This window comes from Xanthomonas sp. D-36-1, from assembly GCF_017746155.1.
In the GTDB taxonomy this organism is placed as follows: domain Bacteria; phylum Pseudomonadota; class Gammaproteobacteria; order Xanthomonadales; family Xanthomonadaceae; genus Xanthomonas; species Xanthomonas cissicola.
The window spans coordinates 22,591-47,741 of record NZ_JAGHWR010000055.1 but is presented as its reverse complement, the minus strand read 5'-3'; the positions used below and the strand labels follow the sequence as shown (position 1 = coordinate 47,741).

Annotated in this window: 24 protein-coding genes; 18 read left to right on the top strand and 6 right to left on the bottom strand. The window is 64.3% G+C overall.

Going from position 1 to position 25,151, the window contains the following annotated elements:
• Window positions 1–10 precede the first annotated feature (10 nt).
• Complete coding sequence (locus J7367_RS15085) at window positions 11–643, bottom strand: TetR/AcrR family transcriptional regulator (RefSeq protein WP_007963815.1); 633 nt, start codon at window positions 641–643, stop codon at window positions 11–13.
• 218 nt (window positions 644–861) lie between these two features.
• Between J7367_RS15085 and ndk the strand changes: the two genes are divergently transcribed.
• From ndk to glp, 8 genes are all read left to right on the top strand, one after another.
• A complete protein-coding gene (ndk, locus tag J7367_RS15080; RefSeq protein WP_007963814.1) occupies window positions 862–1,287 on the top strand; it encodes a nucleoside-diphosphate kinase in 426 nt (141 codons plus the stop codon).
• Between the two features lie 30 nt (window positions 1,288–1,317).
• Window positions 1,318–2,511 (top strand): 23S rRNA (adenine(2503)-C(2))-methyltransferase RlmN, encoded by a 1,194-nt coding sequence (gene rlmN, locus J7367_RS15075; RefSeq protein ID WP_254894380.1) that lies wholly within the window; start codon window positions 1,318–1,320, stop codon window positions 2,509–2,511.
• A 10-nt stretch (window positions 2,512–2,521) separates the two neighbouring features.
• Window positions 2,522–3,310, top strand: a complete 789-nt coding sequence (gene pilW, locus J7367_RS15070; protein WP_057659442.1) for a type IV pilus biogenesis/stability protein PilW — start codon at window positions 2,522–2,524, stop codon at window positions 3,308–3,310.
• Entirely contained in the window at window positions 3,307–4,167 is an 861-nt protein-coding gene (locus tag J7367_RS15065; RefSeq protein ID WP_007963811.1) for a helix-turn-helix domain-containing protein, read from the top strand. Before pilW ends, J7367_RS15065 begins: the two co-directional genes overlap by 4 nt.
• A gap of 69 nt (window positions 4,168–4,236) precedes the next feature.
• Window positions 4,237–4,875, top strand: coding sequence for a tetratricopeptide repeat protein (locus J7367_RS15060; protein WP_007963810.1), 639 nt, complete (start codon window positions 4,237–4,239; stop codon window positions 4,873–4,875).
• Window positions 4,875–6,092 (top strand): outer membrane protein assembly factor BamB, encoded by a 1,218-nt coding sequence (gene bamB / locus J7367_RS15055; RefSeq protein ID WP_057659444.1) that lies wholly within the window; start codon window positions 4,875–4,877, stop codon window positions 6,090–6,092. Before J7367_RS15060 ends, bamB begins: the two co-directional genes overlap by 1 nt.
• Window positions 6,093–6,102: 10 nt before the next feature.
• Window positions 6,103–7,500, top strand: a complete 1,398-nt coding sequence (gene der, locus J7367_RS15050; protein ID WP_007963808.1) for a ribosome biogenesis GTPase Der — start codon at window positions 6,103–6,105, stop codon at window positions 7,498–7,500.
• Between the two features lie 311 nt (window positions 7,501–7,811).
• Complete coding sequence (gene glp, locus J7367_RS15045) at window positions 7,812–9,032, top strand: gephyrin-like molybdotransferase Glp (RefSeq protein WP_057659445.1); 1,221 nt, start codon at window positions 7,812–7,814, stop codon at window positions 9,030–9,032.
• A gap of 347 nt (window positions 9,033–9,379) precedes the next feature.
• Here the strand turns inward: glp and moeB are convergent, their stop codons facing one another.
• Entirely contained in the window at window positions 9,380–10,585 is a 1,206-nt protein-coding gene (gene moeB / locus J7367_RS15040) for a molybdopterin-synthase adenylyltransferase MoeB (protein WP_176214978.1), read from the bottom strand.
• A gap of 185 nt (window positions 10,586–10,770) precedes the next feature.
• On the opposite strand from moeB, the gene J7367_RS15035 reads away from it, so the two are divergent.
• The 5 genes from J7367_RS15035 to J7367_RS15015 all read left to right on the top strand — a co-directional run bounded on the left by J7367_RS15035 (window position 10,771) and on the right by J7367_RS15015 (window position 16,408).
• The gene (locus J7367_RS15035; protein ID WP_057659448.1) at window positions 10,771–13,434 is read left to right on the top strand and encodes a TonB-dependent receptor; all 2,664 of its coding nucleotides are present in this window, start codon (window positions 10,771–10,773) and stop codon (window positions 13,432–13,434) included.
• 82 nt (window positions 13,435–13,516) lie between these two features.
• A complete protein-coding gene (locus tag J7367_RS15030) occupies window positions 13,517–13,732 on the top strand; it encodes a hypothetical protein (protein ID WP_042675080.1) in 216 nt (71 codons plus the stop codon).
• 380 nt (window positions 13,733–14,112) lie between these two features.
• A complete protein-coding gene (locus J7367_RS15025; protein ID WP_022559146.1) occupies window positions 14,113–14,691 on the top strand; it encodes a DUF4142 domain-containing protein in 579 nt (192 codons plus the stop codon).
• 3 nt (window positions 14,692–14,694) lie between these two features.
• A complete protein-coding gene (locus J7367_RS15020; RefSeq protein WP_057659449.1) occupies window positions 14,695–15,225 on the top strand; it encodes a hypothetical protein in 531 nt (176 codons plus the stop codon).
• Between the two features lie 13 nt (window positions 15,226–15,238).
• Window positions 15,239–16,408 (top strand): zinc-dependent alcohol dehydrogenase, encoded by a 1,170-nt coding sequence (locus J7367_RS15015; RefSeq protein WP_057659452.1) that lies wholly within the window; start codon window positions 15,239–15,241, stop codon window positions 16,406–16,408.
• A 194-nt stretch (window positions 16,409–16,602) separates the two neighbouring features.
• On the opposite strand, the gene J7367_RS15010 is transcribed toward J7367_RS15015, so the two are convergent.
• Window positions 16,603–17,373 carry an OBAP family protein gene (locus J7367_RS15010; RefSeq protein WP_057659454.1) on the bottom strand — a complete coding sequence of 257 codons (771 nt, stop codon included), beginning with the start codon at window positions 17,371–17,373 and terminating at the stop codon, window positions 16,603–16,605.
• Window positions 17,374–17,520: 147 nt separating this feature from the next.
• On the opposite strand from J7367_RS15010, the gene xth reads away from it, so the two are divergent.
• On the top strand, window positions 17,521–18,513 hold the full coding sequence (gene xth / locus J7367_RS15005; RefSeq protein ID WP_057659456.1) for an exodeoxyribonuclease III: 993 nt from the start codon (window positions 17,521–17,523) through the stop codon (window positions 18,511–18,513).
• A gap of 36 nt (window positions 18,514–18,549) precedes the next feature.
• Here the strand turns inward: xth and J7367_RS15000 are convergent, their stop codons facing one another.
• Complete coding sequence (locus tag J7367_RS15000; RefSeq protein ID WP_057659459.1) at window positions 18,550–18,825, bottom strand: PQ-loop domain-containing transporter; 276 nt, start codon at window positions 18,823–18,825, stop codon at window positions 18,550–18,552.
• A gap of 179 nt (window positions 18,826–19,004) precedes the next feature.
• Here J7367_RS15000 and J7367_RS14995 point away from each other — a divergent pair, with 179 nt between their 5' ends.
• The 4 genes from J7367_RS14995 (at window position 19,005) to J7367_RS14980 (ending at window position 22,530) form a co-directional block, all read left to right on the top strand.
• Window positions 19,005–20,279, top strand: a complete 1,275-nt coding sequence (locus J7367_RS14995; protein WP_139792651.1) for a molybdopterin molybdotransferase MoeA — start codon at window positions 19,005–19,007, stop codon at window positions 20,277–20,279.
• Window positions 20,280–20,316: 37 nt separating this feature from the next.
• Window positions 20,317–20,886, top strand: coding sequence for a molybdenum cofactor guanylyltransferase (locus tag J7367_RS14990; RefSeq protein WP_057659461.1), 570 nt, complete (start codon window positions 20,317–20,319; stop codon window positions 20,884–20,886).
• Complete coding sequence (locus J7367_RS14985; RefSeq protein WP_057659462.1) at window positions 20,870–21,232, top strand: hypothetical protein; 363 nt, start codon at window positions 20,870–20,872, stop codon at window positions 21,230–21,232. Before J7367_RS14990 ends, J7367_RS14985 begins: the two co-directional genes overlap by 17 nt.
• A gap of 230 nt (window positions 21,233–21,462) precedes the next feature.
• Window positions 21,463–22,530: an AraC family transcriptional regulator gene (locus tag J7367_RS14980; protein WP_057659464.1), complete on the top strand. Its 1,068-nt coding sequence runs from the start codon at window positions 21,463–21,465 to the stop codon at window positions 22,528–22,530.
• Window positions 22,531–22,641: 111 nt separating this feature from the next.
• Here the strand turns inward: J7367_RS14980 and J7367_RS14975 are convergent, their stop codons facing one another.
• Window positions 22,642–23,568 (bottom strand): SDR family oxidoreductase, encoded by a 927-nt coding sequence (locus J7367_RS14975; RefSeq protein ID WP_057659466.1) that lies wholly within the window; start codon window positions 23,566–23,568, stop codon window positions 22,642–22,644.
• Complete coding sequence (locus J7367_RS14970) at window positions 23,561–24,994, bottom strand: NAD(P)-binding domain-containing protein (RefSeq protein WP_057659468.1); 1,434 nt, start codon at window positions 24,992–24,994, stop codon at window positions 23,561–23,563. The genes J7367_RS14975 and J7367_RS14970 overlap by 8 nt, the downstream gene beginning before the upstream one ends.
• Window positions 24,995–25,151: the final 157 nt, after the last annotated feature.

The following is a 25,151-nucleotide window of genomic DNA, read 5'->3' as shown; positions in this document are numbered from 1 at the left end:
TGTGGAACGTTTACGGTGTGGAATGGGCGCGGAAACCGGGCTCCGCGAAACGAATGAGTTCGCGCGCCGCGCGCGCGCGATGGTCGGCCTCGCTGACGCCCGCAGGCCGCTTGATGAGCCCGAAGTCGGCCATGGCATAGGTCAGTGCGCCGGCAAGAAAATCCAGCCGCCAGTACAGCTCTTCCTTGCTCAGGCCCGGCACGCAGCCGGCAATGGCCTTTCCGAATTCGCGCAGCACATGCCCGTAGTGGTCGGACAGGAACTTGCGCAGGTTGTCGTTCTTTTCGGCATATGCGCGTGCGATCACGCGTACGAACGCGCCGCCGTTCTGGCGGTCCTGCGCCATCGCCAACGCCGGCTCGACGAAGGCAGCGAGCACGGCTGTGAGCTCGCCGGGCTGCGACTTCTTCGCCGCTTCCAGCTGCTGCAGGCGCGCTGCGGTCATTTCGTCCATGCGCCGGCGGAACACCTCGTTGACCAGGTTTTCCTTGGAGCCGAAGTGGTAATTGACCGCCGCGATATTGACGTCGGCCTGCGTGGTCAGCTGGCGCAGCGACGTGCCGGCGAACCCGTGCTGGGCGAACAGCTCCTCGGCCGCACCGAGAATGCGGTCCTTGGTGGAGAAGTGGGCGGGCTTGGGCATGCGCGAAGACAGGACTCAATCAAACGATTGTTTGAGTCTACGGGCTCGCCCGCCGGCAGGTCATGTCGCAACGCAGCACGATTCAGGAGGCGGTGTGCAAACGCAGCGTTGACGAGATAGAATTGACCATCGCAAAGAAGCCTAAGCCCGCGTTTTGTCGCGGGTTTTTTTCATGATAACCTCGGGCCTTCAGTGGCCCGCCCAACGGAGAACTTCCCATGGCGCTGGAGCGCACCCTGTCCATCATCAAGCCCGACGCCGTTGCCAAGAACGTCATCGGCGACATCTACAGCCGCTTCGAAAAGGCTGGCCTGAAGGTCGTGGCCGCCAAGTACAAGCAGCTGTCGCGTCGTGAAGCCGAAGGCTTCTACGCCGTTCATCGCGAGCGTCCGTTCTTCAACGCGCTGGTCGAGTTCATGATTTCCGGCCCGGTGATGATCCAGGCGCTGGAAGGCGAGAACGCCGTTGCCGCACACCGCGACCTGCTGGGTGCGACCAATCCCAAGGACGCTGCGCCGGGCACCATCCGCGCCGACTTCGCCGATTCGATCGATGCCAATGCCGCCCACGGCTCGGATTCGGTCGAGAACGCTGCCAACGAAGTCGCGTATTTCTTTGCCGCCACCGAAGTGGTCTCGCGCTGAGGCCGAGTGAGTCGAATCGTGAATGAGGTCGTGATCCCTTCCGTGCTGCAGGACGGCTCCGTCCGTCCCCCGGAGCCGCGCAAGCAGAACCTGCTCGACCTCGATCGCGAGGGTCTGGAGCGCTTCTTCGCCGATACGCTCGGCGAGGCGCGTTACCGTGCCCATCAGGTGATGAAGTGGATCCATCATCGCTACGTCACCGATTTCGACCAGATGACGGACCTCGGCAAGGCGCTGCGTGCGAAGTTGCACCAACACGCCGAGGTTCTCGTCCCGAACGTGGTGTTCGACAAGCCTTCGTCCGACGGCACCCACAAATGGCTGTTGGCCATGGGCACCGACGGCAAGAACGCCATCGAAACCGTGTACATCCCCGACAAGGGCCGCGGCACGCTGTGCGTGTCCTCCCAGGTCGGCTGCGGCTTGAACTGCACCTTTTGTTCGACCGCCACCCAGGGCTTCAACCGCAACCTCACCACGGCCGAAATCATCGGCCAGGTGTGGGTGGCGGCGCGCCATCTGGGCAATGTGCCGCACCAGCAGCGCCGTCTCACCAATGTGGTGATGATGGGCATGGGCGAGCCGCTGATGAATTTCGACAACGTCGTGCGCGCGATGAGCGTGATGCGCGACGATCTTGGCTACGGGCTGGCCAGCAAGCGGGTCACGCTGTCGACCTCCGGCCTGGTGCCGATGATCGACCGGCTCTCCACCGAAAGCGACGTCTCGCTGGCGGTGTCGCTGCATGCAGCCAACGATGCGCTGCGTGAAAGCCTGGTGCCGTTGAACAAGAAATACCCGATCGCCGAGTTGATGGAGTCGTGCGCGCGCTACTTGCGCAGCAGCAAGAAACGCGATTCGGTGACCTTCGAATACACCTTGATGAAAGGCATCAACGACCAGCCGGAGCATGCGCGCCAGTTGGCCAGGTTGATGCGGCAGTTCGACAACGCCGTGCAGTCCAAGGACGCCGGCAAGGTCAATCTGATTCCGTTCAATCCGTTTCCTGGAACGCGCTATGAGCGCTCGGGCGAGACCGAGATTCGCGCGTTCCAGAAGATCCTGCTCGATGCGCAGGTGTTGACGATGGTTCGCCGCACCCGTGGCGACGACATCGATGCCGCATGCGGGCAGCTCAAGGGGCAGGTCATGGACCGCACCCGTCGCCAGGCGGAGTTCCGCCGCACATTGGAAGGGCAGGCCGATCGAGATGCGGCAGCGTGAACTCGCGTTAATGGCGGCCGTGGCGATCGCGCTGAGCGCGGTCGGTTGCGGTGGTCGCAATGCCAAGGCCGGCTCGGCCAAGAGTGTGGAGGAAGTCGCGCCGGTGTATTCGTTCCGCGACGACAAGGCCACCAAGAATCGCCTGGCCGTCCAGGAGAAATTGGGTCTGGCCCGCAACCGGCTGCAGACCGGCGATTACGCCAGCGCTGAAGATCAGGTGCGCGCCGCCTTGAAAAAGGACCCGCAGTCGGCGGATGCCATCGGCCTGCTGGCGCTGATTCAGGGCGCCAGGGGCGATGCGGCGGCAGCTGGTGCGTCGTACCGGCGGGCCGCAGAAATCGCGCCGCAACGCGGCGACGTGCTGAATAACTATGGTGCCTGGTTGTGCGCGAATGGCTCGCCCAGCGAAGCGTTGACCTGGTTCGATCGCGCACTGGCCGACCGGACGTACGCCTCGCCTGCGTCTGCATTGGGCAATGCCGGCGGGTGCGCGCTTAAGGCAGGACAGCCTGAGCGAGCAGCGGGCGATCTGCGCAAAGCGCTCGATCTAGACCCGAATAATCCGTATGCGCTCGAATCGATGGCACGTCTGGAAGTCGGGCGCCGCAATTATTTCGAAGCCCGCGCTTTTATCGAACGCCGCCTTGCGGCTGCACCGGCAACTGCTTCCGTGTTACAACTCGCCATTCAGATTGAGCAAGGGCTAGGCGACAAGGTAGCTGCCGGCCGTTACCAACAGCGGTTGGTCAAGGAATTCCCTGACGCAGCGACCGCTACTCCCGGGGCCAATGCATTGTGATCAGTGATTCCAATCCGAACCTTTTCGAGCAGGAAAAGGGCTGCGGACAGCATTTGCGCGAAGCGCGCGAGGCGGCAGGTCTGAGTGTGGACGCGGTGGCCGGCAAGTTGCGCATGCCGGCACACGTGGTGCACGCCTTGGAGCAGGAGGACTGGCAGCGACTGGGCGCGCCGGTGTTCGTACGCGGGCAGCTGCGCAGCTATGCGCGCTTGTTGCAGGTCGATCTGGAGCCGCTGTTGCAGCAGGCCACGATTGCGCCGATCGAGCCGGTCAAGCTGGTCAGTCACACGCATACGCCGCGCGCGCGGCGCATTCTCGAAAGCACCGCGCGCAAGGCCATGTATGTGGTCATTACCGGCGTGTTCGCGGTACCGGTCTGGTATGCGACGCGCTCGCATCTGGATGGCAAGGCGCCAAGCACGGTGTCCTTGGACAGCATGCCGGAGGCTGCAAAGTCCGCTGCGCCACGCAATCCAGCAACGCAGGCCGCCGCAGCGCCGCGCGAGCAGCCGGCGCCGTATATCGCATCGATGACCCCGGTGCCGCGTGCTACCGCCGACGTCCAGGCGCCTGCGGCGGCAGTTGCTCCCGGCGGCAGTTTGTCGTTGAGTTTCAGCGGCGACAGCTGGGTGCAGATCCTGGCACCGGATGGCAGTGCGGTCGAAAAAGCCCTGATACGTGCCGGTGAACAACGCACGTATTCGCCCGGTCAGGTGGGGCGCATCGTGCTCGGCAATGCCTCGGCGGTACAGGTTCAGCAAGGCGGCAGTATCGTCGATGTGAAACCGTTCCAGCGCGCTAACGTGGCCCGTTTTGCGGTATCCTCCGACGGCTCCGTGGTACCTGCTTCCGAGTGAGGCGGACTGCGGTTTTTCATTTATCCCTTTGATGTTCCGCGCCTCCGGGATGACGGAGCGAGAGTACGCATGGCGATCGACGATCTGCTGGACGAACACGAACAAGGCGAACGCGTTCGTTCCTGGTTGAGAAAGAATGGCGCGGGTCTGGTGGGCGGTGTCCTGCTTGGTCTGGCACTGATCCTGGGTTGGCAGTGGTGGCAGACGCGCACCAACACCGCATTGGTCGAGGCCAATGGCCGCTACGAGGCGGTGGTGAAGTCGATTCAGGCCAAGGACCTGGACAAGGCCGCCAAGGACATCGTGGCGCTGGACGACGGCAAGGGCGGCATTTACGCCGAGTTGGCGGCGCTGCGTCTGGCCAAGGCCCAGGTCGATGCCGGCAAGAATGCCGAGGCGATCAAGACCTTGCGCGATGTCCCGGCCGAAGGCGAGCTCAAGCAGATCGTGCAGCAGCGCCTGGCGCGCCTGCTGACCGAAAGCGGCAAGCCGGACGAAGCGATCAAGCTGCTAGCCGAGGCGCAGGATCACGCCAGCTTGGAGATCCGCGCCGATGCGCTGGTCGTGCAGGGCAAGCCGGATGAGGCCCGTGCGCTGTACACCAAGGCCCTGACCACGGTGGATGTGGCCTCGCCGCAGCGCCGGTTGCTGGAAACCAAGCTGATGGATGTGGGCGGCAAGGTACCCGATCCGGCGGAGCAGATTTGATGAAGCAGGTTGATATGTACAAGCGCGTTGCGTTGATTGCTTTGATGGGTCTGTCGCTGGCTGGCTGCAGCACCGTCAAGGGCTGGTTTGCCGGGAAGGATGCTGCCGCCAAGAAGGCGCAGGAACCTGCCGAGCTGGTGAAGTTCGAGCCATCGGTCAAGGTCGAGAAGATCTGGTCTGCCGGCGTCGGCAAGGGTGAAGGGCATATCGGCGTCCGTCAGCGCCCGGCCGTGGCCGACGGCAAGGTATATGCAGCGGCGATCACCGGTGGCGTAGAGGCACTTGACCTGCAGACCGGCAAGCGCGTCTGGGAATACAAGCCCAAGAAAGAAGAGCGTAACGACCGCAAGTTCAAGCAGCGTCTATCCGGTGGTCCCGGTGTAGGCGAGGGCCTGGTGGTGATTGGTAGCCTGTCCGGCGATGTGATTGCCTTGAACCAGGCCGACGGCACTGAAAAGTGGCGGGCCAAAGTGCCGAACGAAGTGATCGCTGCGCCGGCCATCGCACAGAACCTGGTGCTGGTACGTAGCAACGACGGTCGGGTGACCGCGTTTGATGCCGCAACCGGCGAGCGTCGCTGGTTCCACGCCGAAGAAGGCCCGACCTTGTCCGTCCGCGGCAATGCGCCCATCGTGACCGGCCCGGGCGTGGTGTTCCTCGGTAACGACAGCGGTACCTTGAGTGCGCTGGCGCTGCAGGATGGTCGCCCGTTGTGGGAGCAGGCCATCGGCGTGCCGGAAGGCCGCACCGAGCTGGAGCGCATGTCCGACGTCGATGGCGCGCCGGTGCTGGATGGCACCACGCTGTATGCGACCAGCTTCAAGAATGAAACCCTCGCATTGGAAGGCCCGAGCGGCCGCCCGCTGTGGACGCGCGATCATGGCGGCGCCGGCGGCGTTGGTGTGTCGTCGGCGGTCGTGGTCGTATCGGACAATGCCGGATCGGTGTGGGGACTGGACAAGAGCAGCGGTGCGGCGATGTGGTCGCAGGCTGCGTTGGCACGCCGTTCGCTGACCGGTGTGGCCATCCAGGGCGATTACGCCGTGGTTGGCGACTACAAGGGCTATCTGCACTGGCTGAAACTCAGCGACGGCGCACTGGCCGCGCGCGCACGTGCTGGACGCGATACGCTGATGGCGCAGCCGCAGGTGGTCGACGGCATTTTGCTGGTACAAAACACCGACGGCGATCTCACCGCCTTCCGGTTGGCACAATAAGGATCTTGCGATGCTGCCCCTGGTCGCCCTGGTTGGACGGCCCAATGTCGGCAAGTCCACCATCTTCAATGCGCTGACGCGCACCCGTGACGCGCTGGTCCACGACCAGCCCGGCGTCACTCGCGACCGCAACTACGGGGTCTGCCGTCTCGACGAGCAGCAGCCCTTCATCGTCGTCGATACCGGCGGTATCGCCGGCGACGAGGAAGGTCTTGCCGGGGCCACGGCCCGCCAGGCACGGGCCGCCGCCGGCGAAGCCGATCTGGTGCTGTTCGTGGTCGATGGCCGCGAAGGCGCGTCCTCGCTCGATGACGAGATTCTTGCCTGGTTGCGCAAATTGGCGCGGCCGACCGTGCTGGTGATCAACAAGATCGACGGCACCGACGAAGAAACCGTGCGCTCGGAATTCGCGCGCTACGGCTTCTCCGACGTGGTGGCGTTGTCTGCCGCGCATCGGCAGGGCATCGACGAATTGCTTGACGAGGTGGGTGCGCGGTTGCCCGAGGAAGGGGCCGGCGAGCTGCTGGACAACGACCCGGCGCGCGTGCGCATCGCCTTCGTGGGGCGCCCGAATGTGGGCAAGTCGACCCTGGTCAATCGCCTGCTGGGCGAAGAACGCATGATCGCTTCGGAAGTGCCGGGCACCACGCGCGATTCGATCGCGGTGGACCTTGAGCGCGATGGCCGGCAGTACCGCCTGATCGATACCGCCGGCCTGCGCCGTCGCGGCAAGGTGGAAGAGGCGGTCGAGAAATTCAGCGCGTTCAAGACGCTGCAGGCGATCGAGCAATGCCAGGTCGCGGTGCTGATGCTGGACGCCACCGAAGGCGTGACCGATCAGGACGCGACGATTCTCGGCGCGATCCTGGATGCCGGGCGTGCCCTGGTCGTGGCGATCAACAAATGGGACGGGCAAAGCGATTACCAGCGTGCGCAGGCCGAAGATCTGCTGTCGCGCAAGCTGGGCTTCGTCAACTGGGCCGAGGCGGTGCGGATTTCCGCATTGCACGGCTCGGGCATGCGCGAGCTGTTCCACGCGATTCACCGCGCTCATGCATCGGCTACGCATGAGTTCAGCACCAGCGAAGTGAACCAGGCGCTGGAAATCGCTTATGAGACCAACCCGCCGCCGAGCATTCGCGGGCATGTCTCCAAGCTGCGGTATGTGCACCCGGGCGGCGCGAATCCGCCGACCTTCATCGTGCATGGCACGCGCCTGAAGGTGTTGCCGGAATCGTACAAGCGCTATCTGGAAAACTTCTTCCGGAAGCGTTTCAAGCTGGTTGGTACGCCGGTGCGTTTCATCTTCCGTGAGGGCGCCAATCCGTACGAGGGCAAGAAGAATCCGCTCTCCGATCGTCAGGTGGCCCGCAAGCGGCGCCTGATGCGGCATGTCAAAGGGAAGTAACGGCGCGCAGGCCGCCTGAGGCGTGATGTCCAGGCGGTGCGGGAGGCGTGTGGATCTGTGGCTTGCGCGCGGTAAATCGTTCTCAGAGCCCGGGATTTGCACGTTTCGTGCATCTTCCTGAGCGTTCGATCGAGGCTTGAGACAGTTCCTGCCGCGTGCATGCGTTCGTTCTTGGGCACTCGTGGCGGCGCGTGCAGGTGCAAGCGAAAGTCGCTCGTAGCGCAGCGCGTTATTAAGGCCCATCTCCTGCTTCGGCGGCCGGGTGGTGCCGCCATCCTTCGCGTTGGCGATGCGCTGGTATCCTGCGCGGCATGACCGATCATCCTTCCCGCATTCCGTACACGCAGGCGCTGCAGATTCTGCACAGTGTCGCGGCCAGCAACCGTTCGCCCGATGAAAACATCGCCACCTCGCGTGCCGATGGGCGGATTTCTGCAGGCGACCTGATCGCACCGCTGGCGCTGCCGCCGTTTGCCAACAGCGCGATGGATGGCTTTGCGCTGCGGCACGCCGATATTGCGGCCGGCGATGCGTCGTTGCAGCTGGTTGGCGAACAGTTTGCCGGCGAGCGCTGGGCCGGCACACTGGCTGCCGGGCAATGCCTGCGTATCACCACCGGCGCGCCACTGCCCGATGGCGCCGATACCGTGATTGCCAAGGAAGATGCCGACGAACGCGACGGCATGGTGCGGTTTCAGACCACGCCTGCACCGGGCGCAGCTGTGCGCTTGGCCGGCAGCGACGTACGCGCCGGCGATCTGGTGATCCAGGCCGGGCAGGTGCTGACGCCTGCACGCATCGGTCTGGCTGCTGCGCTGGGGGTGTCGCGGCTTGCGGTCGCGCCGCGCCCGACCATTGCGGTGCTGGCCACTGGCGATGAGCTGATCGAGCCAGGCATGCCGCTCGGCCCGGGACAGATCTACAACAGCAACCGCGACATGCTGATGGCGCAACTGCGTGCGTTGGGCTACGCGCCGACCGCCTGGCCGACATTGCCGGACGACCCGCAACGTATCCGCACCATGCTGGAAGATGCGGCCGCGGCGTTCGATGTGGTGATCACCTGCGGCGGCGTTTCTGCTGGCGAAAAGGATTATCTGCCGCGTCTGATCGGCGAATTGGGGCGCATCCATTTCTGGCGTGTGCGCATGCGCCCGGGAATGCCGGCGGTGTTGGGGCAGATTGGTCGCTGCCTGGTCTTGGGACTGCCGGGCAACCCGGTCTCGGTGCTGGCAACGCTGATTGCCTACGGTGTACCGTTGCTGGATGGATTGCAGGGACGCAGCGAGCCGCGCCCGGTCTGGCATGCGGCCTTGGCAAGCCCATGGGAAAAGCGCCATGAGCGGCTGGAATTCCTGCGTGGGCGATTGGAATGCGGCGAAGATGGGCGGCTGACCGCACTGCCGCACCGCGGCGACGCCTCACATCTACTGCGTGGCGCGGCCGACAGCAATGCATTGATCGTGTTGCCCGAGCAGGCGCGGCGCTTCGAGGCCGGCGAGATCGTGCGGGTGATTCCGTACGCGTTGTGAGCGTTTGCTTGATCGATGGTGCCCGGCAGGATGACGCGCGCCTGGTTGGAGTGTTTACGCGATGCGCAGGGGATGCGGCGTGCGGGGCGCGTCAACGCGCAGGATAATTGCGTAAGCGTTTTGGTCGTGGCGTAAAAGCGACGCTTCGAAAAAGCGAACGCCTCGACATTGAGAGCGAATCGCTCGATAGCCGCTCTCGGCGGAAGAAGGGTTGGGTGAGGGTACGGCGGAAGACAGCCATCCACGCCCACGTCGCCGAACTGCTCAACGCAGCGATACACCTGGTTGCTTCGGTGGCAAGTCAATCAGGCAACTGACGGACACCACACCGCGGCGATGAGCTGACCTCAACCAACCGCACTACCGCAGAACGCCGCGTAGTCCGCATAACCGCGAAATACCGCGCCAGGCGCACAGACCGGGCAGTGCGGGTCCGGCGGCAAGCGGATGTCGCGGAAGCGCATCGCCAACGCATCGAAACTGAGCAGGCGGCCAGTGAGACCGGCGCCGATGCCGAGCAGCAGCTTGATCGCTTCGGTCGCCTGCAGGAGTCCGATCACCCCGGGCAGTACGCCGAGCACTCCAGCTTCGGCACAACTGGGCGCGAATTCCGGCGGCGGCGGTTCGGGAAACAGGCAGCGGTAGCAGGGCGCATGACCGCGGTGGCGGCCGGCATCGAAGACGCTGACCTGTCCTTCGAACTGCTGCACGGCGCCGTAAACCAGTGGTTTAGCGAGTTTGACGCAGGCATCGTTGAGCAAATACCGCGCGGGAAAATTATCTGCGCCATCGACCACCACATCCACGTCCTGCAGCAGCGCTTCGACATTGTCGGCCGTCACGCGCGTTTGCACCGCCTCGATGTCCACGCGCGGGTTGAGCGCGGCGATGCGCCGTGCGGCGGAGTCGACCTTTGCAGTGCCGACGCTGTCTTCGGTGTGCAGAATCTGGCGTTGCAGGTTGCTGCGGTCCACCACGTCGTCGTCGGCAATGCGTAGATGCCCCACACCGGCTGCGGCGAGGTAGAACGCTGCCGGCGAGCCTAGTCCGCCGGCGCCGATCAACAACACCCGTGCACGTGCCAGGCGCCGCTGGCCTTCCAGGCCGACCTGCGACAGACGCAGATGGCGTGAATAACGCTCAAGAAAATCCTGCTCGTCCGCCGGCAATGTCGGGCGTACCAGCGGCAGGCCGGCGCTGGCCCATGCGCTGGTGCCGCCGGCCACCGATGCCACGTGCGCATAGCCGTGCGTGCGCAAGATGGCGGCCGTGTGCGCCGAGCGTTTGCCGCTCTGGCAGATCAATACGATTGCGCGGGTTTGCTCGGGCAGATGGACTGCAGGCTCCATTTCCAGGGAGTGCTGTGCGATCGCCATCGCACCTTCGGCCTGGCCGCTGGCACGCTCATGCAGTTGCCGGATGTCGACCAGCAAGGCACCCTGCAGGGCGCGGGCACGGGCATCGGCGGGAGAGATGTCGTGGTTGCTCATGCAGCCATTGTCGCGCAAACGCAGCAGCTGCGATGTGCAATCTTGCCCACGACACGCACGCACCTCGCTGCTGATGAAAGGCGCGTCATGATCGCGGCGCGATGGCGGATGCGATCACGCTGCACTGCGAGCGGCACCGCTGTAATTCGGCCTCGTTCAGCACCTCGTGCGGCTCGTGCGGCCCGGTTTGCCTGTCTTGCGCAGCGCGCCCAGCCGCATCGTCGCAGTGCCTGCCTCAGGAGGCCATCATGCTTATTCCATCGCAGCACGCGTACGTCGCGCGGCGTGCCAACACGTATCGACCGCTGGGTTTGTGCATCGGACTGGCCATGAGTTGCAACGCGGCGGCGCAACAGGCCGCGCCCAACGCCGATGGCGCGGCGCCAGCCACGTCCACGTTGGAGGCGGTGCAGGTCAAAGGCGTGCGCAGCAGCGTGGAAAGCGCCATTTCGATCAAGCAATCGAATGCGGAAATCAGCGATTCCATCGTGGCCGAAGACATCGGCAAGCTGCCCGACAACAGCGTGGCTGCGGCCTTGCAACGTGTAACCGGCGTACAGGTGGCGCGCGCCGGCGGCGAAGTGGGGCAGGTGCTGGTGCGCGGCTTGCCGAACGTCATCACGACCCTGGATGGGCGCAACGTCTTCACAACGGTGGGACGCGACATGGAGCTGGCAGATGTTCCGGCCGAATTGCTGCGCAGCGTGGAGGTGTACAAGACCACCGGCGCGCAATTTCAGGAAGGCGGCATCGCCGGAGTGGTCGATGTGCATTTGCGGCGACCGTTCGATTTCGATCAGGACAGCACGATTGCCGGCAGCGTAAGCGCGTTGCGGGGCGATCAATCCGGCAAGACCGTTCCCAATGGCAGCCTCACCATCAGCCAACGCCGCGACACCGCGATGGGCCGCATGGGCTGGATGGGGAGCGTGTCCTATCAACGCCGCCCGTATCAGGAATCCAACACATTGTATGGCACTTACGATGCGAAGCCGAACCCGCTTGATCCGGCCCAGCAGATTTACGTGCCCTACGGCGCAGGGGGATTGATGGCGCGCGGCGATCGCAAGCGCAAGTCGGCGAATTTTTCGTTTCAATGGGCGCCGAGCGAGAACAGCGAGGTGTATGTCGACACGCTGTACATCGGTTACGACAACCGGCCCCAAGTGAATTACTGGTTGCCATTCCCGGGGCTGGCGACGCCAGAGAACACCGAATCGGTCGGTCTGCGGCCGGGCAGTGACGTGCTGGCCGACCTGGTGGCGCGCGACATGCGCACGCTCTCCAGCACGCAGGCGCACAAGAACGCGTCGGACACCTACCAAGCTGCGCTGGGTGGGCGTTGGAGTGGCGAGCGCATGCGTGCGAGCAGCGAACTCGCCTATACCTATAGCACCGCCGAGAACCGCTCATTCACGCTGGACATGAACACGCAGGCGCCGCGATTGAACATGCGTTCGGCGGGAGGCGCTGCAGATGTCTGGATCACCCAGGCCGATGGCAGCGCGTACGACATCACCGCGCCAGGCAATTGGGAACTGAGTCAGTACTACGACAGCTGGAACACCCAGAAAGGCGAGGAGTGGGCGTGGCGGGCCGATGCCACCTTCGATCTGGAGCTGGGGCCGTTGCGATCAGTGGACGTGGGTGCGCGCGCAAGCAGGCGGACGGCGACCAATCATTCCGGGGATACCGGCGCACGCAACAATCTGAGCGGCGCACCGATCTACTTGAGCGACGTGCCCGGCCTGGCATCGGTAACGCCCGGCAACATGCTCGACGGCGCGCGTGCATTCACCAGCGAGCGCTGGGCATCGGCCAACCAGGATTTTCTGCTGCAGCAAAGCACCCAGGTGCGTACCTTGATGGGGCAGCCGCCGGGCCCGCCCGATGAAAATCCTGCCTTGTTTTTCGACGATCGCGAAGACAGCTATGCGATCTATGCGCAGGTGAATTACGGTTTCTCGCTTGGGTCCATTCCTGTGGATGGACGTGTCGGCGCGCGCGCGACGCGATTGGATTCGCAATTGCAGGGCAGCCAGTCGCTGGATGGCGTGCTGAGCCCGGTCAGCATCGATCGGCGTATCGACAAGGTGTTACCCAACTACAGCGCCAACCTCAGCTTGCATGAAAACCTGATGCTGCGGCTCGCCGGCAGCACGACGATCACGCGACCGGAATTTGCCGATCTCAATCCGCAGCTGGCCTTGTACCGGTCCACCGAATCGTTGCCGGCGCGCGGCAATGGCGGGAACCCGAAGCTGCGTCCGGTGGAATCGCGCAATGCCGATGTGTCGCTGGAATGGTATTTCCGTCCCGGCTCCTTGCTGTCGGTTGCCGGCTTTCATCACAAGATCGATGGCTATATCCAGAATTACGCAGCCGATGAATCCATCGATGGCATCGTCTATTCGATCAGCCGACCGCGCAATACCGGCGAGGGCAGCTTGAAGGGCGTGGAGGTGGGGTATACGCAGTTCTACGACTTTCTGCCGGGTTGGTGGTCCGGCTTCGGCAGTCAGCTCAACTACACGTATCTCTCGGCCGAGGCCGATTCGCCCGAGGGTATCAGCCAGCCGGTGACCAACGTGTCCAAAAATTCCTACAACGCGATTCTGATGTACGAATACGCGCGGTTCTCGGCGCGGGTCGCCTACAACTGGCGCGGCGACTATGCGGTGAGTTTCAACAGCTCAGGCGATCAGCCCGAACAGATCAATCAGGGACGGGAGAAGTGGCTGGATGCGGCCGTCAATTACGAGCTCAACAAGCATGTGACCTTGTTTGCCGAGGCCACCAATCTGCTCGGCACCACAACCAACAATTATTTCGGTCAGCGGCATGGCGACTTCCCGCGCGAGATCGCATCGCCCGAACGCACTTACACGCTGGGTTTTCGCTTCCGATTATGATGCGGATAACGCGGTCTGCGCGAGACGTTGGCATCAGGCTCACCGGCGCAACGGTAGCGTGAGCCCAGCAGAGGAGACCGTGATGACACCTGACATCGATGCACAACTGAAACAGCTTGCCGAAGCGTTGCCGGACATGCGCACTCAGCACCCGGACGACTTCTGGGATGTGTTCCGAGCCCGTTCCGAGAAAATCACCGGTGCGGCGCAGTCGCAGGAGCAGGCCGCGCAGATCGTCAAACGTATCGACGAGATATTGGCCGCCAACCAGCTGGGACCGGCCGATCCTGGGGCGTGACGCGGGACTGCTGAAGAGATGTGGCAGGTCGGAGCGTATGCCGCAAAGTCGACGTCGCAGCGCTGCAGTGCGAGTTTCACTTGAGGTGGCTGTGCCGTTGATGCGGAGCAGGCCGGCTGGCGGTGCGCATGCAGGCGATTACGTCCTTCCGGAACAGGATCTCCGTCACCCGATGACGCGGTTTTCCGCGTTGCCGCGCAGTGGCGTGGCAGTCAGCGAATTCAAGGCTGGAGAAAAATCGTCAGCTGCGCGACCTTCATACAATGTGACGATGCGTTGCGCTGCAGCAGGCGCCCTTCGCCAGGTCTCGACGCTGGCGCGACGATCGAGTCACGCAACGAAGCCCAGCATCGAGCCACATCATCCAGCTGGAGACTTCCATGAGCACGCGCCACCCGATCATTCTTGTCCTGGCCTTGTGCGTTGGCGTCGGCGTATCTGCGCAGGCGCAGAACACGACACACTCTGCAATGCCCGCCGGGCAGCAAACCGCAGGCGCAGCGACACCTGGCGAAGACGAGCGCGAGGCGCTCGGCATCCTGAGTGCCATCAACACCAGCGAAATCAACGCGGCAAATCTGGCATTGCAGAAGCAGGTGCAAGGCGGCGCGCGCGACTACGCCACGCGCATGGTCAAGGAGCATACCGACAACAACCAGAAGATCGCCAAGTGGCAACCGGACACGTCCGCCACGGGGGCAAAGCTGCAAATGACAAAGGGCAAGGCGGAATTGGCCAAGCTGCAAAAGCTGGACGGTCATGCGTTCGAAACGGCCTATATCACCGCGATGGTGAAAGACCACAGCGATGCATTGACGGCGCTCGACAACAAGCTGATCCCGCAGGTAAAGACTCCGCCGGTGCTCGAACACCTGCAGACCACGCGCCATCACGTCGCCGATCATCTGAGTAGTGCCAAGGCGCTACAGGCCACCGGCAAGAACGTAGGAGCCCTTTAAGCCATGGCTGCTTTATCGATCAATCCGGTAGGCACCGACGATGAAGGCACGCACATCGTGCGCAGCATGACCATTCGTGCCGAACCTCACCAGATACTGGATGCCTGGTGTGATGCAAATGTGCAGCAACGCGTGCTGGAAGGCGCCGCCGAACTGGTCTCCGGCGACGGCCAGGCGTCACGCTGGAAGCTGCATGCACCACTGCATCAGGATGTGCAGCTGACCCTGCGCCGCGCCGATGCGCGGCTGGGCGAGTCGGTGCGTTACGACGCCGAGGGCGAGCATGGGCTGCAGCTCACCATCGTATTGCAGGTGCACCCTGCACATGGGCGCGAAGCCAGCGAGGCGACGCTAAGTCTGCACTACGCGGTTGAAGGCATGCTGGCGCAGGTGTTGACCAAGTTGGTGAATCCCGCGCCGTACGTGCTGGCCGGCAAGGGACTACGGCGGCTGCGCGCATGGCTGGAAGCCGGTGAGGTGCCGACCTTGTTGCATACCCCAGCGGCGCGTGCGTCGACGCACGCGCATTCTTAAGGAGGGCTTTTCCGTGCGAGCACTTTGCTGGAATGGCGTTAACGATTTGCGCGTGGAAACCGTGTCCGACCCGGTGCTGGTCAACCCACGCGATGTGATCCTGAAAGTCGGGCTTACCACGACCTGTGGTTCTGATCTGCATTTCATCGACGGCTACCTGCCAACCATGCGCGAGGGCGATGTCATCGGCCATGAATTCATGGGGACGGTGGTGGAGGTAGGCACCGCGGTGAAGAACGTGCGTGTGGGTCAGCGCGTGGTGGTGCCGTCGTTTATCTCCTGTGGCGGTTGCTGGCATTGCGAGCGCAAGGAATTTTCGCTGTGCGACAACACCAACCCTAACTGGGAGATGCAGGAGCCGCTGCTTGGGCATCCAACCGCCGGCATTTATGGCTATACGCATGCCTTTGGCGGCTACGCAGGGTCGCACGCCACCTACATCCGCGTGCCGCACGCGGATGTCGGGTGTTTCGAGGTGCCTGATGGTGTGTCCGATGAGGATGCGCTATTTCTGTCGGATGCAGGTCCCACCGGTTTCATGGGTGCAGACTTCTGCGATATCCAGCCCGGCGACACGGTGGCGGTCTGGGGTTGTGGTGGGGTGGGGCTGATGGCGCAGCAAAGCGCGCGCATCCTGGGCGCAGAGCGGGTGATCGGCATCGACCGGCTGCCTAAGCGTCTGGCGATGGCGCGCGACGTATTAGGTGTGGAGGTGATCGATTATTCGGCGGTCGACAGCGTGGTGGATGTCCTGCGCGAAATGACCGGAGGGCGTGGTCCGGATGCGTGTATCGATGCGGTCGGCATGGAGGCCCATGGCACCGGCATCGGCCATACCTACGATCGGGTCAAGCAGGCCTTGCACTTGCACACCGATCGCGGCCAGGCGCTGCGCGAGGCCATCCTCGCCTGCCGCAAAGGCGGCATCCTGTCGGTTCTGGGCGTGTACGGGGTGATGGACAAGTTTCCGCTGGGTGCGGTGATGAACAAGGGCCTGACGGTACGGACCGCGCAGCAGCACGGGCAGCGATACGTGCCCAAGTTGCTGGACCTGGCGCAGGCTGGACGATTGAAATCCGGCTTTCTGCTGACCCATAAGATGCCGCTGGAAGACGCCGTGCGGGGCTACGACATGTTCAAACACAAGCACGATGGGTGCGTGCGCGCGGGGTTTGTTCCCTAGCGCCAGAGACCTTGGCAGCACTGAGTTGCCTGCGAGCGCGGCAGAAAATTGCTTGCCATCCGGCGTGCGTAACAAGCGCATGGTGCGCGCACGCTGCCAGCTGCATCGGGCGTTCTTCCTGACCTGCATGCATTGCCACGCACGTGCACCACGCCTGACCCTGCTGCACGTGTGCAGCAGGGCCTCTTCTGGGCTCAAGGATGGCTGCCCTTTGCGTCCGTGACGCCAGGAATGGGTTGGGCATCGGAAAAATGTGCACGCAATGCATCCACGCCCTCTTGTGGCTTTGCCAGCGGCACAAGATCTTGACGGTTGGCGCGGCGTTCTGCGGTGGACACCGAGACGGCCCGGTCGCGTTGTGCAACCAACCGCTGCTGCAGTTCCCCGTCGCGATTGAACGACCACGCCAGCATCGGCTCGCCCAGCGGCAAGGTGTCGCCGGGCGTGGTGCCCTTGCGCGAATGCCAGGTGTGCCAGGTCTTGCCGTAGCTGTTGATCTTGCTGCGCATCAATTCCTTCTCGGCGAGCTGCGGCAGGTTGGGAGCGGAAAGCTGGCCGGAAAGGATCTCACCGTTATGCGGATGCCAGAAGCTGCGCTCGTGTTCCGGCAACTGCGCAAACAACGTCTCGGAGATGATGTATTCGATACCGGTGAGGTTGGCGCGGTCGGTATTGCCGTCGTAGAGCGCGCATTGCGCGAGATCTTCGTTGACCTGCTGGCAATAGTGATGCGCCTCCATTTGCTCATCTGGTGCGTCCTTCATCGGATGAAAACCGACCAGATAGATGTCCAGCTTGCCGACCAGGCCGCTGGGTTGCAGCACTTTCGCGCCGGCTTCCAGCACATTGGTCTTGGCACTTTCCGGTGCGCCCGGCGGGGTGACCGACGGCGGGCTGCGCGAGCAACTGGTGCAGAGCGCAACGCCGATCAACAGTGCGGAATGTCGCATGGCGCTTCCCATCAATGAGTGTGCTTCAAGCTAAGAGCGTGGGCGGTTTGCCAGGCGTGAGCGCGGGCCGTGTCACGCAGTGCAGCTTCACCTCGCTTGAGCATCGGCTTCATCAGGCGGCGGTCATGCTGTTGCACCACGGAAGCGGCCACTTGCATGCCCATGTCAGGCACCTCACGTAAGATCGCGACGTTCAACGTCAATGGTATTGCCAGCCGTCTGCCGCACCTGCTGGAATGGTTGCAACGCGAGCAGCCGGACATCGTGGGCCTGCAGGAATTGAAGTCGACGCAGTCTGCGTTTCCTGAGCAGGCGATCCGCGATGCCGGGTACGGTGTGATTTGGCACGGCGAAAAGTCCTGGAATGGTGTGGCACTGCTTGCGCGGGGTACCGAGCCAGTGGAAATTCGTCGCGGGTTGCCCTGGGATCCGCGCGACACGCAGAGCCGCTATCTGGAGGCGGCGATTCATGGCGTGGTGGTGGCCTGCCTGTACTTGCCCAACGGCAACCCGCAGCCCGGGCCGAAGTTCGACTACAAGCTTGCATGGTTCGAGCGCCTGATCCGGCACGCGAAAACGCTGGTGGACCTGCCGCATCCCGTGGCGCTGATCGGCGACTTCAACGTGGTGCCCACCGATGCGGATATCTACGACCCCAAGGGCTGGCGCAAGGATGCCCTGCTGCAGCCGGAAAGCCGTGAGGCCTACCAGACCCTGCTAGCGCAGGGTTGGACCGATAGCTTGCCGGCAATTCACGGCCAGACGCCGATCTATACGTTCTGGGATTACTTCCGTCAGCATTTTGCGCGCGACCGTGGGTTGCGCATCGATCATCTGCTGCTCAATCGCACGCTGGGGCCCGGCTTGCAAGATGCCGGCGTCGACAAGTGGGTACGTGCACTGGAAACGGCCAGCGATCATGCACCGACCTGGATCAGCGTGCGCGTGCCGGATGCGCCCGCTGAAGCGGCGCCGGATACCACGCCTGTGGCGAAGGTGCGCAAGCCGGGCGCAGTGAAAAAGGCGGCTGTGTCCAAGGCGGCCGCGAAGAAGACGTCGAGTGTCACTGCAAAAAAAGCGGTGAAGAAGATCGCCGCAAAGAGGACCACAGCCGGATCGGCGACACCACGCAAGTCGGCGAAAAAGAACAGCTGATCAGCTCACCGGCCGGCCGGAGTCGACGCAGCCTATCTACGCTGCGCGTTCCAACTTGCGGCGCTTGACCCGCTGCAATGCGTAGCCAGTCAGGGCCGTCAGCAGGATCAGCACATTGCTGACGATAAACACCGCGTTGCCAACCAGATAGCTGTAGAGGATGAACAACACCGAGGCGCTGATCTGGCCGAGGAACAACCAGCGCGAGACGCCCTGCGCGGCATCGGAGCGCCATTGTTGGTAGATCTGCCGGATCAAGGTGGCGATCAGGATGATGCTGGCGAGCCAGCCCACGAAGTCGACGAATTGCATGCGTGCAGTTGCTGAAGGAAGGCCTGCAACCTTGCAGCGCACACTGTCTGCATACCGTTCGAGCAGCTTCAAGCGTAGTGCTCAGGGATGCCCAACACATGGCGGATAGACATACGCCGCCGCAACGGCCACGCCTGTACCTGCTGCGCCAGGGGCCGGTATCCTAGCCGGGTCATCCATTGGTCGGCACTGTCCTGCACATGATCAGCTATGCCGAAGCACTCGCGCTGGTCCACGCGCACGTCGCAACCCTCGCCAGCGAGTGGGTGGCAAGCGCCGACGCCGAGGGCCGCGTGCTCGCCGACGCCTTGTCGAGCCAGGCAGAGTTGCCGCCCTTCGACAACAGCGCAATGGATGGGTTTGCACTGGCGACCGCGGGGGTGGGTGCGTTGGCAGACAGCGAGTACGTGGTGAGCGGCACCGTTGCGGCAGGGCAGGACGCCGGTGCGGCCGCGATCGGTGCGGCCTGGGAAATCATGACCGGCGCCGGCGTGCCGCCGGGTGCCGATGCGGTGGTGCCGATCGAGCAAGTGCAGATCCTCGAACACGACGGCGAGCGCCCCTGCCGCATCCGCCTGCGCCAGCCGGTGCGTGCGGGCCAGCACATCCGCCGTCGCGGCGAAGACGTGCGCTTGCACGATCGCGTGATCGATGCCGGCACCGTGCTGCGCGGTGCGCACCTGATGCTGCTCGCCGCCCTGGGCTGCGCGCATGTGCAGGTGGTGCGGCAGCCGCGCGTGGCCTTGATGGCCACTGGACGCGAGTTGATCGGCGACCCCGCACACCCCCTGCTGCCGGGCCAGATCCGCGATGGCACCAGCAGCTATCTGTTGGCTCAGTTGCATGCCGCCGGTGCCGAGGTCGTGTGGCGCGGGCAGGTGGGCGACGACGATGTTGCGTTCGATGCGGCACTGGCACAGGCCCGCCATGCCGGTGCCGATCTCATCCTGAGTACCGGCGCGGTTTCGCGTGGTCGTTACGATTTCATCCCGGATGCGTTGGCACGTCATGCTGCCGACGTGCTGTTTCATAAGGTTGCGGTGCGACCGGGCAAACCGATACTGCTTGCACGCTTTGGTGATGGCGCGCTGTATGTGGGCTTGCCCGGCAACCCGATGGCCAGTGCGGCCGGGCTGCGATTTTTCGTCGAGCCCGCATTGCGCGGTCTGTTGGGCATGCCGGTTGAGCATGGCTTGCGCGTCGCATTAGAAGCGCCGATGCAGGCCCGGCCGATCTGGCGGCAGCATCTGCGGGCACGCCTGCTGTGCAGCGCGGCCGGGCAGTTGTCGGTGCAGATCCTGCCGCAGCAGGAGTCCTTTCGCGTGGCACCGTTGCTGCAGGCCAACGTCTGGGCAGTGCTGGAGCCGCAGGAGGAAGGAGCAGCAGCGAGCACGCATGCCGAGGTGTTCGGCTTGGGCCATCTGCAACCGGCCGCGCCGGCCATCGCGCCATGAACCTGCCGGTGCGTGCCATCCATCCTGGGGCTGTTGCATGACGCTGCAGCAGCCGTGGACGGGCGTGGTGCTGGCCGGTGGACGTTCCTCACGCATGGGGCAGGACAAGGCGTTGCTGCCCTGGCATAGGCGTCCGTTGCTGGAACAGATGCAGGCGCTGCTGCGACAGGCCGGTGCGCAACACGTGGTGGTCAGCGGCAACCGGCCCGAATACGCCGGCATTGCCGATGTCCAGCCCGAGCTCGGCCCGCTCGGAGGGCTGGCAAGCGTGATCGCAGGCGTGGCCGATGCGACCACGCTGGTGGTGGTGCCGGTGGATATGCCGCTGTTGTCGGCTGCGTTGCTGGCCAAGCTGCTGAGGCCTACGCAGTTCCGCTGTGTGGCCTTCGAGGACCAGATGCTGCCGATGTGCCTGCGCCTGGATGCCAGCGTGCGCGAGGCGTTGACGGTGTTGATGGCAGGCGCTGCATCGTCACGCTCGCTGCGCGCCTTGCAGCATTCACTGCAGTGCCATCGCGTGACTGTCACCGCCAGCGAACGCGCTGAGTTCGTCAATTGCAATACGCCCGAGCAATGGAGCCGGCTGATCCATGAAAATCCAGATTGAAGGCCAACATCTGCGGTTTCGTATCGACGAGGACGAGCTGGCCAGCCTGCTGGCCGGCCGCAGCGTCGACAATCTCAGTCGCTTGCCCAGCGGGCAGGGCGCACGGCTGGTCCGTCATAGCGTCAGCCTCACCGGTGGCCATGCGGCCTGCAATTGCGCCACCGATCATTGGCAGTTGGCGATCCCGCGCGATGCGCTGGAGGAATATGCACGGCAGTTACCGCGCCGCGATGGTCTTAAGTTCAGTTTCGATGCGGGCGCCGGGCACGCCGAGGCGATGGCCTTGCAAGTCACCTTCGACGTGGATGTGCGCGATAGCGCGCGCAAGCGCCTGCCGCGCGACTGAGTCCGCTGTCGATGGCGGTGCGCGTTCAGAGCAGGCTCGCGCGGCACTGGGTGCGCTAAGCTGCTGCCGAGCGGTCGAGCCCGCATTGCCGCGAGGAGATGGCGCATGCAGGACGTTCAAACCCGGCCGGCCTCTGCATCCGCCAGGCGCGTGTCTGGTGCCGATCTTGCCGGCAGCACTGCGCCGCGCGGCCGCGTTGGCTGTCGTCACGCGTTGGCAGGTGGCTGAGCATGCCGCGTGCAGTGGATTCGGCAATACGCAGGCAGGCGTCCTTGGCCAGCCGCCAGGCAGATCAGGCGCCGGCCAATGATCGCCGCATCGCCAATATCGTTCCCAACACGGTGCGCTCGCTGCTGGGCCTGGTCGAAGATCGCGGGCATCCGCCGGGGCGGCTGTGCAAGGGGCTGGGATTCACCGACCGCGACCTGCTGCTGTCCTACCAGCAGGTACGTGCGCTGATCCTGCGCGCGCGCCGGCTGCTGGACGAGCCGGCGATGGGCTTGGCGGCCGGCATGCGGCAACGGCCGGTGTCCTGGGGCCTGACCGGGCTGGCCATGCTCACCTGCGAAACCTTCGGCGAAGCGATCGGCTATGGGCTGAGCCATCAGCACGAAGCCGGGGCGATGATGCAGCACGTATTTGCGCAACAGGGGCGCGAAGCGTCCATCGAACTGGTGCCGCATGTGTTCGATCTGGAGATCGAGCCCTATCTCATCGAGGAAGCCTTTGCCGGCGCCCTCAATGTCAGTCGCTGCATGCTGGGTCCGGACATCCGACCGCGCGCGGTGGAACTGGCCTTCGCGCGATCGGCCCCGCTGGAGATCTACACGCGCTTTTTCCGCTGCCCGGTGCGTTTTGCTGCCGGCAGGAACCGGATGACGCTCGATGCCAAGTGGTTGGCCGCGCGGCTGCCGGGCTACGACCGCACCACCTGCGGGCTGTTGCGGCAACAATTGGAGACGCTGATCCAGCGGCCGCCGTCGCGCAATGAATTGGTCGAATCGATCGCATTGCGGCTGCGCAGCGATGCCGAGCGTGCGCCGCGGCAGCCGGAGCTTGCGCGCCAGGCCAATTGCAGCGAGCGCACGCTGCGGCGCCGGCTCGGCGCGCAGCAGGTCGGCTACCGGGCGCTGCGCGATGCCGCCCGCTACGAACGCGCGCAGGATCTGCTGCGCAATTCGCAGATGACCGTGGCCGAGGTGGCGCATGCGGTGGGATACGCCGATGCACGGGCGTTTCGGCGCGCCTTTCAACGCTGGGCTGGTCAAGCGCCCGGACAGGCGCGCGGGTCGCGATGAGCTGATCAAGGCGGGCGGGGAGTCGGGACGACATGCGTGCTGGCGTCCTATGGGAGCTTCGGAATCCGCCAGCAGTGCTCCGCCACATGCCGGCAACGGAAGTGGTGACAATCAGATGCGTCGCGCGTTCGCTTGCACCGGAATGGGCGGGTCTGCGCATTGATCAGGCGGCACCACTTCCCAGCCATCCTGGCATGGGCGAATCAGGCCGCGTTGCTGCAGCGATGCAAGATAGGTGCGATGCCCGCGCTCGGCGCTGCGCGCGAACAGCGGCAGGGCGCGCGTCAGCAGGTTGGGCAGCAACATGGCCAGCCGCACCGTCCACGACTCGCTGGGGCGCACGAAGCGCTCCAGGCACGGCGCATCCAGGCAGCGCAGCACCTGCAGTGCGACTTCGTCAGGCTGTTGCGGCCGATCCATGAACTGTAGCTTGTTGCCGCCGTGGAGGGCCTCGCGCATCAGCATCGGGGTGTCGGTGGCCGACGGGTTGACGATGGAGACGCGAATGCCCAGGCGCACGCCATCCGGTCCCAGGCAGAGCATGGCACCGCGCAGACCGAACTTGCTGGCCGAATAGACCGTCGACTCGGGCAACGGGAACATGCCGCCCAGCGAGACGATGTTCACCACGCGCCCGTCGCCAGCGCGCTGCAGTAGCGGCAGTAACCGGTGCGTCAGCAACAACGGCGCCAGCAGGTTCAACTCCAGTTCGCCGCGGATCGACTCGGGCGTGCGCTTTTCGAACGGCGTGGTGCCGACGATGCCGGCGTTGTTCACCAGTATCTGCAATTGCCCCCAGTCCGTGTCGAGTCGCTCTGCGAGCCGGTCGCGCGAAGCGGAGTCGGTCAGGTCGGCGACCTGCGCGCATGCCAATGGACCCAGCGCCTGCACCGCACGTGCCAGTGCATCGGCATCGATATCCACCAACAGGCAACGTACGCCGCGCTGTATCAGGCGCGCGGCGATCGCGCGTCCCAGTCCGCCGGCGCCGCCTGTGATCACCGCATGCCAGCCGCGCAGATCCTGCGGCCTAGCCATGGGCAACCTCGCTATCGGCCAGCCGTGCGGTGGAGGTAGTGCGCATGCGTGGATCGCCACTGGCGTCGAGCTTGAGCGCGTCGTACATGTGTTCGCCCAGCTCGCCCCAGCCCAGTTGTCTGCGCAGCTGCTGCAGATAGCGTTTGAATGCATGCGCCTCGATGTAGACGGCGTGGCGCTGCGATGCCACGAAACGGATGCCGCCGGACAGGTCCGGCGTATCGTTTTCGATCAACGCATCGAATCGGCGTGCGCTGGCCGGATCGCGGCGTTGCGCGGTCAGGTAGGACGCGATCATGTGGGCCTGGGTGTCGAACAGCTTGTACGCGCTGGAATTGGTTTCCAGGTAGCCGATCCCGAACAGGTTGCGATGCGTGCGGTTGAACATCGACAGGTACATCTGCGGGCGTCCGCCGTTCCAGAGGAAATACGCGCTGGCGTACGGGCAGCTCCAGCGGTAGCCAGTGGCGCAGAGCAGCAGTTCGATCTGCTCGCGGCTGCCGTCCTTGAACACCACGTGCCTGCCGTCCAGTCGCTCGATATCGGGTTTGACAGCGATGTTGCCGTGCTGCAGATGGTGCAGCAGCTGGGCGTTGAGCAACGGGTGACTCTCGAACAAACGGTGGTCCGGCTTGGGCAACCCCAGCTTGGTCAGATCGCCGTTGACCAGGCGCAGCAGCGCCGAGAAGATCGGGCGCGCCAGCCATAACGGCAGGTGCGGGCCGGTCTCGGCGATCTGGTCGACCGGAATCCCCATCAAGTGCTTGGGAATGAAGTGATAGCCACGGCGCACGCTGAGAAAGGCGCGCTGCGCATGCATGGCCGCCTCGCAGGCGATGTCCGCGCCGGAGTTGCCGGCGCCCAGCACCAGCACGCGCTTGCCGCGGAATTCGTCGCCATGCCGGAAACTCACCGAGTGGCGGATGTCGCCATCGAAGTGGCCTGGCAATTGCGGCATGCTGGGGTCCCAGTTGACGCCCGATGCGCAGATGACCGCGGCGTAGATGCGCTGCGAGCCATCGGCCGACGCCACCTGCCAGCGCCCGTCCGCCTGTTTGTCGATGCGCAGGACGGCGGTGTCGAACTGGATCTTCTCGCGCAGACCAAACGTCTGGGCGAAGCTGCGCAGGTAGGCCAGGATCTGTCGATGCGACGGGTAGTCGGGGTAATGGCGCGGCATGGGATGGCCGATGAAGGCCGATAGATCGCGCGAGGAAATGAAGTGGGTGGAGTCGTAGATCGGCGAGCCGGGGTTGCTGACGTCCCATATCCCGCCAAGGTCGCCGTGGCGTTCGAACTGGTCGTAGTCCAGCCCCTGCGCCTTCAGCGCACGCGCCGCGCTGAGCCCACCCGGGCCAGCACCGATGATGCAGACCGCATCGCTGCGGTCGAGCTGGAATGGTTGGGACGGAGAAGGCGTACGCATGGTCGTGGCGATGTCCGAGCCGAGATGACGTGCTCGACTGTAGGCGGATGAGCGCCCGGCGCTGGGGACTTTTTCGGCCAGGCAGAGGGCGAAACCGGCCACGCTGGGCAACTGTTGCCCGCGTTCCCGTACGCAGTGACGTGGTGCCGATGACAAG